General features: G+C 42.4%; 12 protein-coding genes. 8 read left to right on the top strand and 4 right to left on the bottom strand.

The genetic code is table 11. The features are described 5' to 3' along the window. The 4 genes from VB836_RS04365 (at position 1) to VB836_RS04350 (ending at position 6,623) form a co-directional block, all read left to right on the top strand. The gene (locus tag VB836_RS04365) at positions 1–3,015 is read left to right on the top strand and encodes a SpoIIE family protein phosphatase (protein WP_323218171.1); all 3,015 of its coding nucleotides are present in this window, start codon (positions 1–3) and stop codon (positions 3,013–3,015) included. Positions 3,016–3,263: 248 nt separating this feature from the next. Then, positions 3,264–4,022 (top strand): choice-of-anchor W domain-containing protein, encoded by a 759-nt coding sequence (locus tag VB836_RS04360; RefSeq protein ID WP_323218170.1) that lies wholly within the window; start codon positions 3,264–3,266, stop codon positions 4,020–4,022. A 148-nt stretch (positions 4,023–4,170) separates the two neighbouring features. Then, positions 4,171–5,661 carry a hybrid sensor histidine kinase/response regulator gene (locus VB836_RS04355; protein WP_046276993.1) on the top strand — a complete coding sequence of 497 codons (1,491 nt, stop codon included), beginning with the start codon at positions 4,171–4,173 and terminating at the stop codon, positions 5,659–5,661. Positions 5,662–5,744: 83 nt separating this feature from the next. Then, positions 5,745–6,623: a tetratricopeptide repeat protein gene (locus VB836_RS04350; protein WP_456085751.1), complete on the top strand. Its 879-nt coding sequence runs from the start codon at positions 5,745–5,747 to the stop codon at positions 6,621–6,623. Between the two features lie 150 nt (positions 6,624–6,773). On the opposite strand, the gene VB836_RS04345 is transcribed toward VB836_RS04350, so the two are convergent. Next, positions 6,774–7,178 (bottom strand): response regulator, encoded by a 405-nt coding sequence (locus VB836_RS04345; protein WP_046277003.1) that lies wholly within the window; start codon positions 7,176–7,178, stop codon positions 6,774–6,776. 700 nt (positions 7,179–7,878) lie between these two features. Between VB836_RS04345 and gyrA the strand changes: the two genes are divergently transcribed. From gyrA to VB836_RS04330, 3 genes are all read left to right on the top strand, one after another. Next, positions 7,879–10,440 carry a DNA topoisomerase (ATP-hydrolyzing) subunit A gene (gene gyrA, locus VB836_RS04340; protein ID WP_323218168.1) on the top strand — a complete coding sequence of 854 codons (2,562 nt, stop codon included), beginning with the start codon at positions 7,879–7,881 and terminating at the stop codon, positions 10,438–10,440. Positions 10,441–10,705: 265 nt separating this feature from the next. After that, complete coding sequence (locus VB836_RS04335) at positions 10,706–12,007, top strand: ABC transporter ATP-binding protein (protein WP_323218167.1); 1,302 nt, start codon at positions 10,706–10,708, stop codon at positions 12,005–12,007. 155 nt (positions 12,008–12,162) lie between these two features. Beyond that, on the top strand, positions 12,163–13,722 hold the full coding sequence (locus VB836_RS04330; protein WP_323218166.1) for an FAD-dependent oxidoreductase: 1,560 nt from the start codon (positions 12,163–12,165) through the stop codon (positions 13,720–13,722). Between the two features lie 75 nt (positions 13,723–13,797). Here VB836_RS04330 and psaK read toward each other — a convergent pair whose 3' ends face one another. Then, positions 13,798–14,058, bottom strand: coding sequence for a photosystem I reaction center subunit PsaK (psaK, locus tag VB836_RS04325; RefSeq protein ID WP_082172536.1), 261 nt, complete (start codon positions 14,056–14,058; stop codon positions 13,798–13,800). A 145-nt stretch (positions 14,059–14,203) separates the two neighbouring features. After that, the gene (locus VB836_RS04320) at positions 14,204–14,887 is read right to left on the bottom strand and encodes a class I SAM-dependent methyltransferase (protein ID WP_323218165.1); all 684 of its coding nucleotides are present in this window, start codon (positions 14,885–14,887) and stop codon (positions 14,204–14,206) included. Between the two features lie 103 nt (positions 14,888–14,990). Between VB836_RS04320 and hemH the strand changes: the two genes are divergently transcribed. Continuing rightward, entirely contained in the window at positions 14,991–16,154 is a 1,164-nt protein-coding gene (hemH, locus tag VB836_RS04315; protein WP_323218164.1) for a ferrochelatase, read from the top strand. A gap of 10 nt (positions 16,155–16,164) precedes the next feature. Here hemH and VB836_RS04310 read toward each other — a convergent pair whose 3' ends face one another. Further along, positions 16,165–16,758: a DUF4126 domain-containing protein gene (locus VB836_RS04310; RefSeq protein ID WP_046276986.1), complete on the bottom strand. Its 594-nt coding sequence runs from the start codon at positions 16,756–16,758 to the stop codon at positions 16,165–16,167. Positions 16,759–17,120: the final 362 nt, after the last annotated feature.

The raw sequence follows: 17,120 nt of genomic DNA, 5'->3' as shown, positions 1-17,120 counted from the left end.
ATGTTCAAGCATCCCCTCCATCGCGATCATACCAAAGCAACCCTCGCTGCTTTCCTCACCGGAATTGCTATTTTGGCGACAGTCGGATGGGTAGAACATACTGAACGAGAACGGTTTGAGCAACAAAATCGAGCCAAAGTCCTAGCGCAACTTAGTACCGTCAGAGCCAACCTTGAAAAAGCCCTGAATCAGCGATTATTTCTGACTCGGGGATTAGTCGCCTATGTTTCTACCGTTAACCCCAACCTTGACCAAAAAACCTTTGAACGCTTAACTCAAGTGATTATTGCCGAACAGCTAGGGATTCGCAGTGTTGTACTATACAAAGACAATACCGTTAGCCACATTTATCCCCTCCAAGGAAATGAAGCTGCTGTTGGCTTTAGTCCGATGTCTATCCCCGAAGAACGAGAAGCCATTGAACGTGCTATCGAAAATCGTCAAACGATTGTTGCAGGACCCGTCAACCTCGTCGGAATGACCCAAATTTCTGATATTTGTCCCCCAGATGCTCGCCGCATTCCTACTAACAATTCTGAGAATAATCAACAGTCTTGTTTGGTAGAAGGGGGTGTTGCGTTTATTGCGCGAACTCCGATTTTTCTCACCCCAGCCAATCAAGCGCCAGAAAGTGGCTCTTATTGGGGATTAACAGGGATTATTCTTGATCAAGATACGCTCTTTAAAGAAGCGGGACTCTTAGAAAAAAAATCATCTATAAAATATGCGATTCGCGGGAAAGATGGACTCGGTGAACAAGGAGAAGTTTTTTTCGGAGATCGGGCAATTTTCCAACAAAATCCCGTTCTATCTTCTATTACTTTACCGAATGGTTCTTGGGAGTTAGCAGCCGTTCCTAAGAAGGGATGGATAACTGATTCTCCGTTATCCGGTTGGCTAGGGTTCGGTGGAAGTGTTACCGCAATATTAGCGGGGGGGTTAGTGTTTGTTTTAGTGAGTGCGCCAACTCGTTTGAAAAAAGCGGTTGAATTGGCAACAATTACGTTAATAGAACGGGAAGAAGCTCTCGAACAAGCCAATAATAATCTCCAACGTCTTGATCAACTCAAAGATGAATTTTTAGCAAATACTTCTCACGAATTGCGAACACCTCTGAATGGAATTATTGGGATTGCTGAGTCTTTAATTGAGGGTGCAACGGGTGAACTTTCACAACAGACAAACTTTAATTTAACGATGATTGTTTCTAGTGGTCGTCGTTTGTCGAGTTTAGTCAATGATCTGTTAGATTTTTCTAAACTTCGCCACCAAAATCTAGATTTACAACTGAAAGCGGTTGATTTACGCGCAATTACAGACTTGGTTATTACTCTGAGTAAACCGATTGTCGGGAAGAAGAATTTACAATTGATGAATTCAGTTTCTGCGGATCTTCCTCTTGTACAAGCGGATGAAAATCGTCTCGAACAGATTTTACATAATTTAGTTGGAAATGCGATAAAATTTACACCTGCGGGTCAAGTAGAAGTCTTAGCTGAAGCGGTTGATTTAGAAGGAGATAATAAGTTTGTAAAAGTGATTGTTTCGGATACGGGGATTGGGATTTCAGAAGATAAGTTTGAACGGATTTTTGAGTCGTTTGAACAAGCGGAAGGGACAACAGATCGGGAATATGGGGGGACAGGATTAGGTTTAGCGATTACCAAGCAATTGGTAGAATTACATGGAGGGAAAATTAGTGTTTCTTCCCGTGTCAATGAAGGTTCAATATTTTCTTTTACGTTACCGATTTCGACAGGAGTCAAGTCAGAAATATTACCTAAATCTAGCATGAAGCTAGAACCTGAAAACAAAGTAAATCAATCCTTGAAGCCTGAGATTGAATTAACAAAATCAATTAATATTGACAATAAAAATTCCAATATATCGGTTTTAATTGTAGATGATGAACCGATTAATTTACAAGTTTTGGTGAATATACTTTCCCTACATCATTATGCTATTACTCAAGCGAGTCATGGTGAAGAAGCTTTAGCTTTGATTCAGGAAGGATATAAACCTGATATTATTTTATTGGATGTGATGATGCCTAAAATGACAGGTTATCAAGTCACTCAAAAAATTAGAGAACGTTTTCCGACCACTGAAGTACCGATTATTTTACTCACGGCAAAAACCCAAGTTCAAGATATTGTTATCGGTTTGAATGTCGGGGCGAATGATTATCTGACAAAACCTTTTTCTAAAGATGAACTTCTGGCGCGGATTGCCAATCAGATTAATATGTGTCGTTTAAGAGCCGAAAATTTGCGTTTATCGGCGGAAATAGAAGTGATTCAAAAATTACAAAAAATGGTTTTACCAAAGTCTTTAGAATTAGCCTCAATCAAAGACTTAGAAATTGCCAGTTTTATTCAACCTGCTGATGTAATAGGCGGAGATTATTATGACGTTTTACAATACAATAATCAGGTAAAAATTGGCATCGGAGATGTAACCGGACATGGATTAGAAAGCGGTTTATTGATGATCATGGCACAAACAGCCGTGCGAACCTTACAGGAAAGTTCGGAAACTGATCCGGTGAAATTTTTAGATATTCTCAATCGCACTTTGTATGGCAATATTCAGCGTATGAGTTCCAGTAAAAATATGACGTTAGCACTGCTTGATTATACCAATCGTTCGATTCAATTAAGTGGTCAACATGAAGAAGTTATTGTAGTGAGAGTTAATGGTGAAGTTGAACGAATTGATACCGTTGATTTAGGTTTTCCCATTGGGTTAGATGCAGATGTTTCTGAATTTATTGCTCAACAAACAATTTCTTTAAATCCGGGAGATGTGATTGTTTTATATACGGATGGAATTACCGAAGCAGAAAATATTGAGAGTGATCAATATGGTTTAGAACGGTTATGTGAAGTGATTTTCAAAAACCATCAAAACTCTGCTGAACACATTCGACAAGCCATTGTGACAGATGTTCAGCAATATATTGGTCAGCAACAAGTTTTTGATGATATGACCGTTGTTGTGATCAAACAAAAGTAGATTAGACTGGAAAAGAACTTATACTTGACTGTCGGATATTGCTATTAAAAACCTGTAACATCTCTCTCTAAAATTCCCTTCGTTCCTCTAACTCTACCCAGTCTCCTCGGCTAACAATTAAATTTGATTTCTTGGAGGTGAAATATTCAAACCCTCTGAGATTGTGCAAAAATTAACGAAGGAGACGCGAATTTCTGAGTCTCAGTTAGCTAAACTTAAGTTTGAGGCGTTAACTTCAAACAAGTGCTATGATCACTGAAAATAAATTCATTGCGCTCTCCGCAACTTTGGGTTTAACTCTGGCGAATGTCGGGTTGACTCAAAGCGCTAGCGCTCTACAGCTTGAACCTGTAACCTCTGTTCCATCGGACTGGACTTCGCTGGGATGGAAAGTAGAAGGACGAGCGGGAGTATTTGGAGGAGCAGACTATGAATTTGCGATTGGGCCAAATGGAGCGCAAGCTGATAATACAGGTCAAATCTATTGGGACTGGGAAAATGGGGTTGAGGTCAATTGGTTTCTGAATTGGGATGGGATAACTGCATCGTTTGGGGTGGAAAATCTTAACCCAGTTTCCTATTCGGTATTACCCAATTCTCAGACTGTCTTTGAAGGCTTTTCTCTGTTAACGGTTGCGAAGACAGAAGCAGGTTTTGTTGAAGCGGGAACTGAGATTAAACTTGCCGTTAATCAGGTGAATGGAATCGATGTTCAGGGGATTTTTAGCGAAAGTTTGGCACCTGAGAATGGAACAGATTTGAATGGATTTGCTTGGACAAGTGATACCTTGATTTCAAGTTTAGCAGGAACGGCTCGGATCAGTTGGAATCAACTCAATCCTAATCAAGCTCAAGCCCGTTCTCGATTAGATTTTCAAATCGTTGGATTTGATATCAATTCAACTCCCGCTAGTTCTATTCCTGAACCCTCTTCAATATTGGGCTTGTTGACCTTGGGAGTTTTCGGACTGAAACACCGATTTGACGAAAATAAAGCTAGAAAATAGCTGAATTGAAATCTCTGTTGAGTTCCTAGTTTGAACAGGGTTGCCAAATTGTTTGAACTAGGAATATACCGGAAAAAGAATAATGAGCTTTTTTACATTTACTTCTCAAAATCAATCAACTTTTGCGAATCTAAATTGAAGCAAATAGATGCAAACACCGACCATTCTTTGTGTAGATGATGAACTTTTTTTACTGAGAAGTTTAGCAGAAACACTCAAGCGAAAATTTGGAAAAAGTTACGCAGTCGAAGCTGCTGAAACGGCTGAAATCGCCTTAGAAATTATTGCAGAATTACAAGAAGAAAAAGTAGATATTCCCTTAATTATATCGGATCAAATTATGCCGGATATGAAGGGAGTTGATTTATTAATTCAAGTTTATCAAAGATCTCCTCAAACCCTACAAATTCTTCTCACCGGCAAAGCCAGCGTAGAAGATGTGGGAAAAGCGGTTAACTATGCAAATCTTTACCGATATATTAGTAAGCCTTGGGAAGAAAATGATTTGATTTTAACTGTTAGAGAAGCCCTGAGAAGCTATTATCAACAGCAAAAACTAGCTGAACAAAATAAAGCTTTGCATCAGTTAAATAGCTGTTTAGAACAAAAAGTAATAGAGCGAACGGCTGAACTTGAAAAAGCCAAAAAAATTGCTGAAATGGCGAATCAAGCTAAAAGTAATTTTTTCTCTTTTATGAGCCATGAACTCAGAACTCCACTCAATTCCATTTTAGGTTTTACTCAACTTTTAGCCGCCGATTCCAGTCTACAAGAAGAACATCGAAAAAATATTAAGATTGTTCATCGGAGTGGAGAACAACTGCTGACTCTGATTAATGATATTCTCGCCATATCTAGACTAGAAGCTAGTTTAATGACGTTGAATGAGCGTCAATTTGATTTACATCGGTTACTCGGCTTTATTAAAGAGATCTTGGAAGTTAAAGCTCAAGCGAAGAATTTACAATTAATTTTGGAGTGGAGTTCCAACTTACCGCAATATATTTATGCAGATGACGTTAAATTGCGTCATATTTTGCTTCATCTTGTTAGTAATGCCATCAAACTAACCGAAACAGGAATCATTACATTACGAGCAATTCCCACTCTAGTCTTGGATGAAAATTCAGAAAATATTACCCTGCATTTTGAAGTTGAAAATACGGGTTCAGAGATTAAGAATGAGTTTATTTCTCGTTTATTGTTCAACCCATTCCAATCAACTTTAAATGCTAACTTCAATGATGTTATCGACTTAAATTGGTCTATTTGTCACGAATTCATTAGAGTAATGGGGGGAGAATTAATAGCTCACTCGGGAGTCGGTAATGGCTCTATTTTGAGTTTTGATATTAATGTAAAAGTTGATCGCAAAAGAGAAAATACAGCTCCAGAATTGACCTCGAAAAAATATCAGGGTCAAGAAAACCTATGTACTCAAAGTTTAGCCGTGATGCCAGGAGCTTGGATCAAGGAACTTTATTACGCGGCGGCTCAATGTAGCGATCGCCAACTTCAATCGTTGATTGAGAAAATCCCCAGTGAGCATTCTAGCCTAGCCAAAGCTTTAAAAGATCTAGTGGAAAATTTCCAATTTGACGTCATCCTAGAACTGACGAATCCTTATGTCTATAAATGAGTCAAAACAGCATCAAAATTTTGCGGATTTCTCTAAGATGGTATAAGAATAAGAAGAAAACATTCAAAATCTGTTTCAAAGCCGTGCCAAATCGGACTTCCCTAATTTCCGTACTGATGAGTCTCAGTTTGTGGAGTGTCGCCAGTCCAGCCAACAGTCAAGCTCTGATCCCGTACACCCTACAACTCAACCCTGAACAACTCGAACAAACAGGCTTAGGCTTAATTGAAGAAGCAGCCCAACTGACTCGATTTCAGCAGTATCAATTGGCTCTCCCCAGAGCCGAATTAGCCACCCAGCTTGCTCCCAAGAGCTATCAGACTTGGGCATTGCTCGGTAGCCTCTATATTCAAGTCGAGCGCATTGACGAAGGAATAGCAGCCCTCCAGCAAGCGCAAACTCTCGATCCTGAAAATGCTCCCGTTAGATTTGTTTTGGGAGAAGCCTATTTTCGTCAAGGGGACTATCAAAAAGCAGTTGATCAAATTGAAGCGGGTTTAAAAGTTCGTTCTGATGTTCCGGGAGCTTTATTTGATTTAGGCAATGCTTATTATCGCTTAGGTCGCTACCCAGAAGCGATCGCCCAGTATGAAAAAGCATTTGCTCAGGAAAAAAATCTTTGGCCAGCAATTAATAATGTTGGCCTAGTCCGCTACGAGATGGGAGACATCAAAGGGGCAATTGAGAAATGGCAGCAAGCAATTTCCATCGATGAAAAAGCAGCAGAACCCCTGCTGGCGATGGCAGTGGCAATGTATACTCAAGGAAAACAGCAGGAAGGTTTAGCAATGGGACAAACCGCTCTGCAACTAGATGCTCGCTATGCGGATCTAGAATTTCTCAAGGAAAATCTTTGGGGTGATCGCTTACTCAATGATACTCAGAAGTTTCTTGGTACTCCTCAGATGCAAGAAACGATAGCCCAACTCAAAGATTCACCTACATCTGTGTCTCCCCAATAGCAAGGCGATCGGCATCGGAAAATTCCAGCAAACGGCGAGTCAGCCAATTCAACCTCTTGTGAAACAGCCTGATGGCTGTTCACAGAGATATCAGCATTGCTCGAGAGCAAAACCCTGGAGACACCAGGCCGCAGGTGAATTGTTTATGACTCAATCTTCATCGGCAATTAAGAGTGACTTAATTTTATCGACGAATTTCTGGTGATCAATCACAGGCTTAGAGATATAATCATCAGCACCGCTTTGAGCCAGGAAATCTTCGCGATCGCCGGCCATCGCATGAGCCGTGACCAGAATGATCGGCAGCTTGGCGGTTTGCGGATCATCTTTGAGCAATTGAGTAATTTTAATCCCATCCACCGCCTTGCCTTCATAAACACTGCGGGCCAGAGACACATCCATCAAGATCAAGTCAGCCTCTCCAGATTTAGCTATTTTTATTACCTCGTCAACGTTTTCTGTATGCTTAACAGCCAGCCCGCCCCGTTTAGTCAGGATTTTAGAAAAAACACGGGCATTAACCGGATCGTCTTCTACAATCAGAACGGTCTTCATCTGAGTCTCCCGGTGGACAAACTCTCCGATAAATGAATGATGTGCCATCATATTATGTCCTTTTGGAACAAAGAAGAACAGTTTAACCTCAAAATCAATTGAGAATTGCGCTCTTATCTGGGTTGACTGTGACCTTTAAGCCGCCTTAGTTGAGTGATCAGGCGATTATTTTAGATCTACAGGACAGGGCGAACCCCTTCCAAATTTTTGACATGATAGTTGACAGCACTTTAGGTCTTGCTTGATCTTAGAGTAAACGACTTGATCTGACAAAACGAATTGTCCCCAGTCGTTTTCTACAATCAAGCCAACTTGATCCAGTCTCAACGCTCAGTTCTTAACCCCGAATGGGGGCTAGTCAGATCGCACAACCGGACTCAGATCACTGACAGGATTAACCCTGAACAGTCTAACGAAAAATACTTCTAGTGACTGTCTAGATTTTCAGCAACGGTATCTGATCTCAAAATGTGATCGGCGTTTTCAACTTCTCTAACCTCCAATTGATCATCAGTCTGAACCCCTAAGCTAACTTGATTGGTGAGCTGAAATTTTCAGATCTCGATGTCCAGACTCCATAATAGGGAAACAGAGTGCTGTAAGCATTCAGTCTTCAATCCCTTCTTTGAATTCAATTTGTGTCTAGACGCGCTCTATAGCAAGTCTCTACCAACGCTAAACTCTCAACTTGATCTTCCTCATGGCTAGACAATTAAACCTACTCTCCGGGCAAGTAATCCCCACTCCCCTCCATACTGAGATGCAACAGTCGTATCTCGAATACGCCATGAGTGTGATCGTGGGGCGAGCGTTGCCGGATGTCCGCGATGGATTGAAACCTGTTCACCGCCGAATTTTGTACGCCATGCACGAGTTGGGTTTGACACCGGATCGCCCCTATCGTAAATGTGCCAGAGTCGTGGGAGATGTTTTGGGTAAATACCATCCTCACGGCGATCAATCGGTGTACGATGCCTTAGTCCGATTGGTGCAAGAGTTTTCCAGTCGTTATCCTCTACTGGCTGGACATGGCAATTTTGGATCTGTGGATAATGATCCCCCTGCGGCGATGCGTTACACGGAAACTCGCCTCGCACCCATTGGAAATGAAGGCTTACTAACCCAAGTCGGGGAAGCGACAGTTGATTTTATTAGTAATTTTGACAACTCTCAACAAGAACCGACGGTTTTACCCGCTCAGTTGCCTTTCTTACTCCTCAACGGCAGTTCCGGAATTGCGGTGGGAATGGCAACGAATATTCCGCCCCACAATTTGGGTGAAGTGGTTGATGGTTTGGTGGCTTTAATTGATCATCCTGATCTTCCGGATCAAGAATTGAGGTCGATTATTCCGGCTCCTGACTTTCCGACGGGCGGCGAAATTGTTAGCACAGAGGGCATTGTAGAAGCCTACAGCCAGGGACGGGGCAGTATTGTGATCCGGGGGGTGGCAAAAATTGAACAGGTGCCTACCGCTCAACGACGTCGCACTAAAACAGCGATTGTGGTGACTGAATTACCCTTTCAGGTGAATAAAGCCAGTTGGATTGAAAAAATGGCAAGCTTGGTGAATGCCGGACGCTTGGAAGGGATTTCTGATATCCGAGATGAGAGCGATCGCGATGGCATTCGAGTCGTGATTGAACTGAAGCGGGAAGCCTCTCCCCAAGTGGTCTTACACCACCTCTACCAACAAACAGAATTGATGTCAAAATTTGGGGCGATTTTTCTGGCGTTGGTAGACGGACAACCCCGCCAGTTGAGCCTCAAAGAAATTTTACAAGAATTCCTCAATTTTCGCGAACACACGCTGATTCGTCAGTATACTCACGAGTTAGATGCCTCTGTTCGCCGTTGTCACATTGTTGAGGGTTTGCTGAATGCCTTGGGAAATTTAGACGCAGTGGTTGATATTTTGCGAAATGCTCCCGATGGTGGAACCGCAAAAATCAACCTCGAACGTGATTTACAGATGAGTGAAGCCCAAGCGGATGCGATTTTAGCGATGCCGATGCGACGCTTAACGGGTTTGGAACGACAAAAGTTACAGGATGAGTTTGATGAACTCAGCGAACAAATTCGACAATTGCGACGGTTACTCGATGAACGTCCTGAACTCCTGAAATCGTTGAAAAAAGAATTGCGATCGCTCAAGCGGAAATACAACGATCCCCGACGAACTCGCATTATTGTTCAAGATGCTGAAGATCAACAAGAACAACCCCAGAGCAGCACTCGTACTCAACCGTCTAAATCTAAAACTCGTCCTTCTACGGAAATTTTACAACCCCTTGCTCCGGCCGAGGAAGAAACTGTTCTGGAATTTACCCATCGCGGTTATGTACGACGTGTACCTGCGAAAACCGTAGACTCTAAAAGCCGCAGTAAAACGGATACGTCTGATGTCACCGTTGAGGAAAATGATGATTTTATTGTCAGCAGCTATTTGACCACAACAGGTCAAAATTTAGCCATTCTGACTCGCACCGGGAAGGCTTATCCGCTCAATGTTGGTGAAATTCCCACGACTTCTAATCGTTCACGGGGAACGCCATTAATTACGTTACTCCCAACCTCGGCGACTAAAGATGGATTTCGCAGTCTTCAAGAATTAATTTTGGCACCTTTTATCTGGGCTGAACATCCTGACAAAACGGATTTAATTTTGCTAACACAACAGGGGAAAATTAAGCGATTATCTCTGTCGGAGTTCCTGGATTTCACCAATCGGGGTATTACAATTATCAAGTTGAAGGATCAAGATGAACTGGGTTATGTCAATTTGACTCGACCAGGGGAACGGGTGGTGTTGGCGACATCGGGAGGACGATTAATGAGTTTACCGATTAATGATGAACAGTTACCGACGATGGGACGTACCGCTCAAGGCTCCCAGGCTACTCGTTTACGCAAACAAGAACAGTTGGTCAGTTGTGTCACTGTTTCTGCGAAGGGGAGTTTATTATTGGTTTCTCAACTGGGGTTTGCTAAACGGATCTCGATGGAACGGGTTCGTCCAACGACTCGCGGTTCTATTGGGACTCAGATGTTCCAGTTTAAGGGTCAAAGGGATGCGTTAGCTGGGATGGTATCAGTAAATCCCAATCAACAGGCTTATTTGTTGACCAATGAAAATCGTGTTTTGCGTTTTGCGATCAATGAACTCAGGCTTCAAGATCAAGATGCAATGGGCGATTGCTTATTTGAATTGAATTCGGGAGAAAAAATTATTGGGGTTCGTTCTGGAGTGTTTTTACAGTGAACAGTAACCAGTGAACAGCTTTTACAGTTTACAGTGAACAGTGAGCAGTGACCAGCTTTTACAGTTTACAGTTTACAGTGACCCTAGCCTAACGGCACGGCGAAGCGCCTACGGGAACGTCCGTTGTGCTCTATACCCGAACTTTGCTGCCGGAAACCGCGCCCGTCGCAAGGAACGCGCTGATTACTGCATAACTGATCACTGTAAAAAATTGGTCACTGATTACTGGTCACTGTAAACTGTAAAGGCTGTGGGTGTTTAACGGATGGCGCAGGTTGTCTTAGAAAATATTTATAAAACGTTTTCTCCTTCTGTCTCGGTGCAACACAGGAGCGACGTTGACGAGCGAGAACCTCAACCCCGTGAGGTTTTAATGTCTCCTCAGACGGTTTTGCGGCGGATTAACTTGACGGTGCATGATGGTGAGTTTATGGTGTTGGTGGGGCCGTCTGGTTGTGGAAAAAGCACGTTATTACGGTTGATTGCGGGGTTAGAATCTCTCACGGGTGGCAATATTTGGATCAAAGAAACTTTGGTGAATGATTTGCCGCCAAAAGCTCGAGATATTGCGATGGTTTTCCAAAATTACGCGCTTTATCCTCATTTGAAGGTTTATGATAATTTAGCCTTTGGACTGCGACGGATGAGCGGCGAGTTCGTTGAAGACAAACAACCTGTTAATTTAACCCAGGATTTTCCGGTGATTTTGCGATCGCTGGGTGAGGATTTATTAGTGGCGATGACGCGATCGCTTAAACCCCGTTTACGTTATCTTTCGGCGCGTGAAAAGGCGATCGCGGCTCGAGTGTTGGCGGTGGCTCGATTATTGCAGATTGAATCCCTTTTGGAGCGATACCCGAAACAACTTTCGGGCGGTCAAAAGCAACGGGTGGCTTTAGGACGGGCGATGGCGCGTAATCCCCAGGTTTTTTTGATGGATGAACCGTTGTCTAATTTGGATGCTAAACTGCGGACGGAAACTCGCGCTCAAATTGTCGAGTTGCAGCGTCAATTAGGGACGACGACGATTTATGTGACTCACGATCAAACGGAAGCGATGACGATGGGTTCTCGAATTGCGGTGATGAACCGAGGACAAATTCAACAGGTGGCAAAACCTCTAGAGTTATATCATCGTCCGGCGAATCGATTTGTTGCCGAATTTATTGGTTCTCCGCCGATGAATTTTTTAACGGTTCAGTTTTCAGCCCCGTTGTTGATTGTGCATCCTTTGTTTCGTCTGACTTTACCGGAGCGTTGGGGATTTAATCTTAAAGCTTTTGAGGGTCAATCGTTAATTTTGGGAGTGCGACCTGAACATTTGAAAATCAGTTGCGCTGCCCCGAAAAATCTACCTGTTCAGATCGAACGAATTGAGATTTTAGGACATGAAACGCTGTTATCGGTTCGTCTAGATTCCCGAGAAGAGACTGCTTTTTCTCCCCTACAATTGCGAGTTCCGGGGGAGGTGAAAGTGAGTCTGGGAGAGAAGATTTGGATCGCGATCACGATTGACCAAATTCACTTGTTTGATCCTGAAACAGAACAGTCGATTTTCCCCCGCTAGTTCCCTAGACAGAGAGGTTGAACTGACAAGCAGCTTTAATAAATATAAATTGCTTCTCAGTAGGATAGGTATTGTCTATTCTACTTTTTTGTGACTCGCGATCGCCATCACTGCAAAATCTTCTATCCTAGTAATAGTGTATTATTCCAACTTCTATGTCTCTAACTGAAGAAATTCTCACTCAAATTCCGGGAAATCCCCTCAACGGACTGCGAAATGCAGACAATCTGTGGAACTCGCTGAAAAACAATCAACTTCCCATTCCCCAAACGGTTAAACGCAATTCTGAACCCCTCGGAACTATCGATTATGATCTGGCAATTTGTGGCGGAACATTGGGCATTTTAATCGGCGCTTCGTTGGCGAGTCGGGGTTGGCGAGTGGCGTTAATTGAACGGGGAATCTTAAAAGGACGAGAACAAGAATGGAATATTTCTCGTCAAGAATTAGATGTTTTTTTAGAGTTAAATCTACTTTCACCTGATGAATTAAATCAAGCTATTTCTACCGAATATAATCCCGCTCGTTTGAGTTTTCCGAATAGTCCAGATATTTGGGTAAAAGATGTTCTGAATATTGGAGTTGACCCCGTTTATTTACTGGAAACCCTCAAAATTCGTTTTCTAGAAGCAGGCGGTAAACTGTTTGAAAATACGGTTTATGAAGCCGCAACGGTTCATCCGAATGGGGTTAAAATTACTGCTAAACAAGATGAATCAAAACTCAATATTAACACCCGATTATTATTAGATGCAATGGGGCATTTTTCGCCAATTGTTCGACAAGCAAGACAAGGGGAAAAACCCGATGCGGTGTGTTTAGTTGTGGGAACTTGTGCAACCGGATATTCTAACAATGAAACGGGGGATATTTTCGCCTCGTTCACGGCTTTAGAAAATCAATGTCAATATTTTTGGGAAGCTTTTCCCGCCAAAGATGGACGCACAACGTATTTATTTACCTACATAGATGCTCATCCTGAACGATTTAGTTTAGAATTCTTTTTTGAAGAATATTTACGCTTGTTACCCGAATATCAACACATCGAACTCCATCAACTCACATTTAAACGGGCTTTATTTGGCTTTTTCCCCTGTTATAAAAATAGTCCGTTAAAAACACCTTGGGATAGAATACTTCCGGTTGGAGATAGTAGTGCGAGTCAATCTCCTTTAAGTTTTGGCGGCTTTGGTTCAATGGTGCGTCATTTAAAACGATTAACAGTGGGAATTGAAGAGGCTTTAAAAACCGAATGTCTCGATCAAAATGCGTTAACTTTGTTGCAACCTTATCAACCGAGTTTGTCTGTAACTTGGCTGTTTCAACGTTCGATGAGTGTGGGCGTTCATCAAACGATTAACCCCGATACCATTAACAATCTATTAGCCGCAGTATTTCAAGAAATGGAACAATTAGGCGATGGGGTTCTCAAACCTTTTTTACAAGATGTTGTGCAGTTTTTCCCCTTAGCCAAAACCTTGTTTAAAACCAGTATTTCTCATCCTGATATTGTATTTAAAGTGATTCCACAAGTGGGGTTAACGCCTTTATTAGAGTGGACTGTTCACTATTTTAACTTAGGGGCTTATACTGCGTTATTTTCACTGGGAAAAAACCGAGAACCTTCGATTAAAAACTTATCACCCATCCAGCAATATTACTATCATCGTTGGTTAGAAGCTTGGAAATATGGTTCAGGTCAAGATTATCATTAAAATAAAAACAGAAACCCCAAACAGAAACCCGGTTTCTTTGAGAAACCGGGTTTCTAGAGTAGAGTCAAATCAAATCTAAAGAGTACCGACGTTTGCGAGTCCAAGAATCACACCCGCACCAACAATATGACCTAAACAAGCTGTCCCAATTAATGCAGCTAAACTCATGCCTAAAAAGGTGTTAGGTGCAGGGCCAACATTAGGCTTTTGAATCACAAATTTACCAACCGCAAACATTACAATATTGCAGATAATCATCACAATTGCCGTCTTGGGACTCCAAGAAACAGTCGTGACGGTGTTTGCTGTAGCGGCGATTAATTCTGAGTAAATCAATTGACTTTCTCCTTTGTTTTTAGAGGTTTACAAAATCGGATTAAGAATCTTAGTTTCCATTTAGTATCACGAACTTGGCAAGCAAAACAGTTCTTGTTGCAATCCTTAATATTTTCCCCGGATTCAGTTAACTGAATTTAAGGAATCACTCTTGAGAGAGATATCCGTTCACGCCAGGCTTCTGAACTTGAATCACCTGAAGACTACCCCCGGCACAAAGCCGTTGTTGGGGAAAATCAGCCCCCTGCGCTTCCGATAAATTGGCCCGAAACCCCACTTCAGACAGTAACGCCATCAAATCTGTTTGTAACAATTGCCAAGCCGTTTCCGTTTCAAACAGCCACAAAAACAGGGCAATTCCTGGCCAAAATAATGGGTTATTAGGGCGATGAAAATCAACCAAGGTAAACACCCCTCCTGGCTTGAGAACCCGATAGACTTCCTCTAAAATTTGCCCAAGCTGAACCGGGTTCATTTCATGTAAAGCCGCACTGGTATGAACCACATCAAATTGATCATCAGCAAAGGGCATTTTTTCAGCAAAAGCTTCCACATATTCAGCCGTAGGAACATTGTGTTGAGCGCGTTTTAATGATAAAGGAGACGCATCCAACCCCACAACATTTTGAGAACGTTGAACCAAAACCTCGGTCGCCTGTCCACTCCCACAACATAAATCCAAGACCTTCGTGTTAGGATTGATAGGCAATCCTTCCAATGCCAATCGCCGAAAACGGGCTTCTCCCCCTACACTCAAGGCAGCCAGACCCGAGATCGTATCGTAAAGCCATTGATAACGGTAGCTGAGACTTCTTAAAATTGTTGCCATATCTAAAATATTTGCATTTTTTCACTATCGACTTTGCCCCAATATCAGGCTACTATTATTAAAATAGGTAACAAAGATTAAAAATTGGGGATCACAAACCGCTATGGGACGAGTCGGAGTTTTACTGTTAAATCTGGGCGGGCCAGAGCAACTAGAAGATGTCCGCCCCTTTTTGTATAACCTATTTTCCGATCCGGAAATCATTCGTCTGCCCTTTCGTTGGTTGCAGCGACCCCTGGCTTGGTTAATCTCGACCTTGCGTTACAGCAAATCTCAAGAAAACTATAAAGCGATTGGCGGGGGTTCACCCCTGCGACGCATTACGGAAGAACAAGCTGTCGCCCTTGAGGAAAAGTTACAACAAAAAGGGCATGATGTTCAAATTTATGTGGGAATGCGTTACTGGCATCCCTTCACCGAAGAAGCGCTCGTCAGAATCAAGCGAGACCAAGTTGAACAACTGGTGATTTTACCTTTGTATCCCCAATTTTCGATCAGTACCAGTGGTTCTAGCTTCAGACTGTTAGAACGACTTTGGTCTGAAGATCCGGCTCTGCAAAAAATTAATTATACAGTGATTCCCTCTTGGTATGATCGACCGGGCTATTTACAGGCGATGAGTCAATTAATCGCTGAAGAACTTGATCACTGTCAAGATTCTGAACACATTCATCTATTTTTCAGCGCTCACGGGGTACCCGTCAATTATGTTGAAGAAGCGGGTGATCCCTACCAGACTGAAATCGAAAACTGTACGCGGTTAATCATGCAAACCCTCAATCGTCCAAACCCTCATACTCTGGCTTATCAGAGTCGAGTAGGCCCGGTTGAGTGGCTCAAACCCTACACCGAAGAAGCCATCCCTGAACTCGCTCAACAAGGGGTAGAAAACCTGATGGTGGTTCCCATTAGCTTCGTGTCTGAACATATCGAAACTCTCGAAGAAATTGACATGGAGTATCGTCATCTCGCTGAAGAATCTGGAATTAAAAACTTTTATCGGGTTCCGGCTTTAAATACTCATCCGGTTTTTATCGAAGATTTAGCCGATATGGTGATTGAAGCTTTAGACGGACCTCAAATTACATTTGCTGAAGTGGCTCATCCTCCTAAAAAGACAAAAATGTACCCCCAAGAACGTTGGGAATGGGGAATGACAACCGCCGCCGAAGTTTGGAATGGGCGTTTGGCAATGATTGGGATTGTTGCCGTTGTAGTTGAATTAATTACAGGTCACGGCCCCTTGCATTTAGTCGGTTTACTCTAAACGCTGTGGCTTAATCAGGATTGCGTTTGTGACGACGGGGACGATGGCGTTGTTTGGGTGAGGCTTGGGCGGTGTACCATTGATACCATTCTTTGGAACTGCGAATCGCTAACCACAACAGCAATAGGGCGATTAATCCTCCCTGTTGTGGCGCGTCAAAGGCAAATACGACCAGGGAAATGCAGAGAAGATCTTGAAAAAAAATCGCCCAAATCGGTAAACCTCGCAAACGGTAAAACCATCCGACTTGTACCAGTTGCAAGACTAACGCCAATAAACCCCCCGTTACTCCAATTAACCCCACTAGCCATCCGGGAACCTCTGTGGCTTGGGCGATCGCAGTTCCCATAATCGCCCCCACAAACGGACTACAAACAAGCTGAATCAAGTTTAAAACTCGCTGTCCGAGTACATTTTTAGAGGCGAACAGTTCAAACAGCGACCAACTGACTAATACTCCCACTACCCACTGGGGAGAGAAACGAGACAAAAAAGGAACACGCTCCCACAAATCCGTTTGCAGTAAACCAATTAAAAGTAAGGGTAAAGCAATTCTCATCCCTGCGGCTGCTGATGCAGACAGAGCAGCCAGGAGTTCTATCATAATGGGATCTAGGTAAGTAGTGGATCATCATTTCGGATGAGAGACAACCAGAATTTTATAATCGTAATATCCTTAAGTTGAAACAACCGGATTCGGATCATCTAAACGAACCGACTTTGGGTAAATTCCTTAATCCAATTTTACATATTCTGCTCAAATTGTGCTAGTTCTTGTTCAATAAAAAATGAAAAGAATATCTAAAATCTTAGTTAAAGTTTATCCGACAATTAAAATACACATTTAAGTTCAATTGTCAAATTAGACCTGGTGATCGATAGGCTCTCTTTCTTTTTATTGCAAGATTATTAAGTCCAATGAAACTTAGAACTGCCATGATATGAGTTAAACCATACAGTTCAGTT

The sequence above is a fragment of the Limnoraphis robusta BA-68 BA1 genome, from assembly GCF_034932365.1.
GTDB classification, from domain to species: domain Bacteria; phylum Cyanobacteriota; class Cyanobacteriia; order Cyanobacteriales; family Microcoleaceae; genus Capilliphycus; species Capilliphycus robustus.
This window is presented reverse-complemented; position numbering and strand designations above follow the sequence as displayed.

Bases quoted from the DNA above. Each gene is read 5' to 3' on its own strand.
- VB836_RS04365 (WP_323218171.1), top strand. From the start codon at position 1: ATGTTCAAGCATCCCCTCCATCGCGATCATACCAAAGCAACCCTCGCT.
- VB836_RS04360 (WP_323218170.1), top strand. From the start codon at position 3,264: ATGATCACTGAAAATAAATTCATTGCGCTCTCCGCAACTTTGGGTTTA.
- VB836_RS04355 (WP_046276993.1), top strand. From the start codon at position 4,171: ATGCAAACACCGACCATTCTTTGTGTAGATGATGAACTTTTTTTACTG.
- VB836_RS04345 (WP_046277003.1), bottom strand. From the start codon at position 7,178: ATGAAGACCGTTCTGATTGTAGAAGACGATCCGGTTAATGCCCGTGTT.
- gyrA (WP_323218168.1), top strand. From the start codon at position 7,879: ATGGCTAGACAATTAAACCTACTCTCCGGGCAAGTAATCCCCACTCCC.
- VB836_RS04335 (WP_323218167.1), top strand. From the start codon at position 10,706: ATGGCGCAGGTTGTCTTAGAAAATATTTATAAAACGTTTTCTCCTTCT.
- VB836_RS04330 (WP_323218166.1), top strand. From the start codon at position 12,163: ATGTCTCTAACTGAAGAAATTCTCACTCAAATTCCGGGAAATCCCCTC.
- VB836_RS04320 (WP_323218165.1), bottom strand. From the start codon at position 14,887: ATGGCAACAATTTTAAGAAGTCTCAGCTACCGTTATCAATGGCTTTAC.
- hemH (WP_323218164.1), top strand. From the start codon at position 14,991: ATGGGACGAGTCGGAGTTTTACTGTTAAATCTGGGCGGGCCAGAGCAA.
- VB836_RS04310 (WP_046276986.1), bottom strand. From the start codon at position 16,758: ATGATAGAACTCCTGGCTGCTCTGTCTGCATCAGCAGCCGCAGGGATG.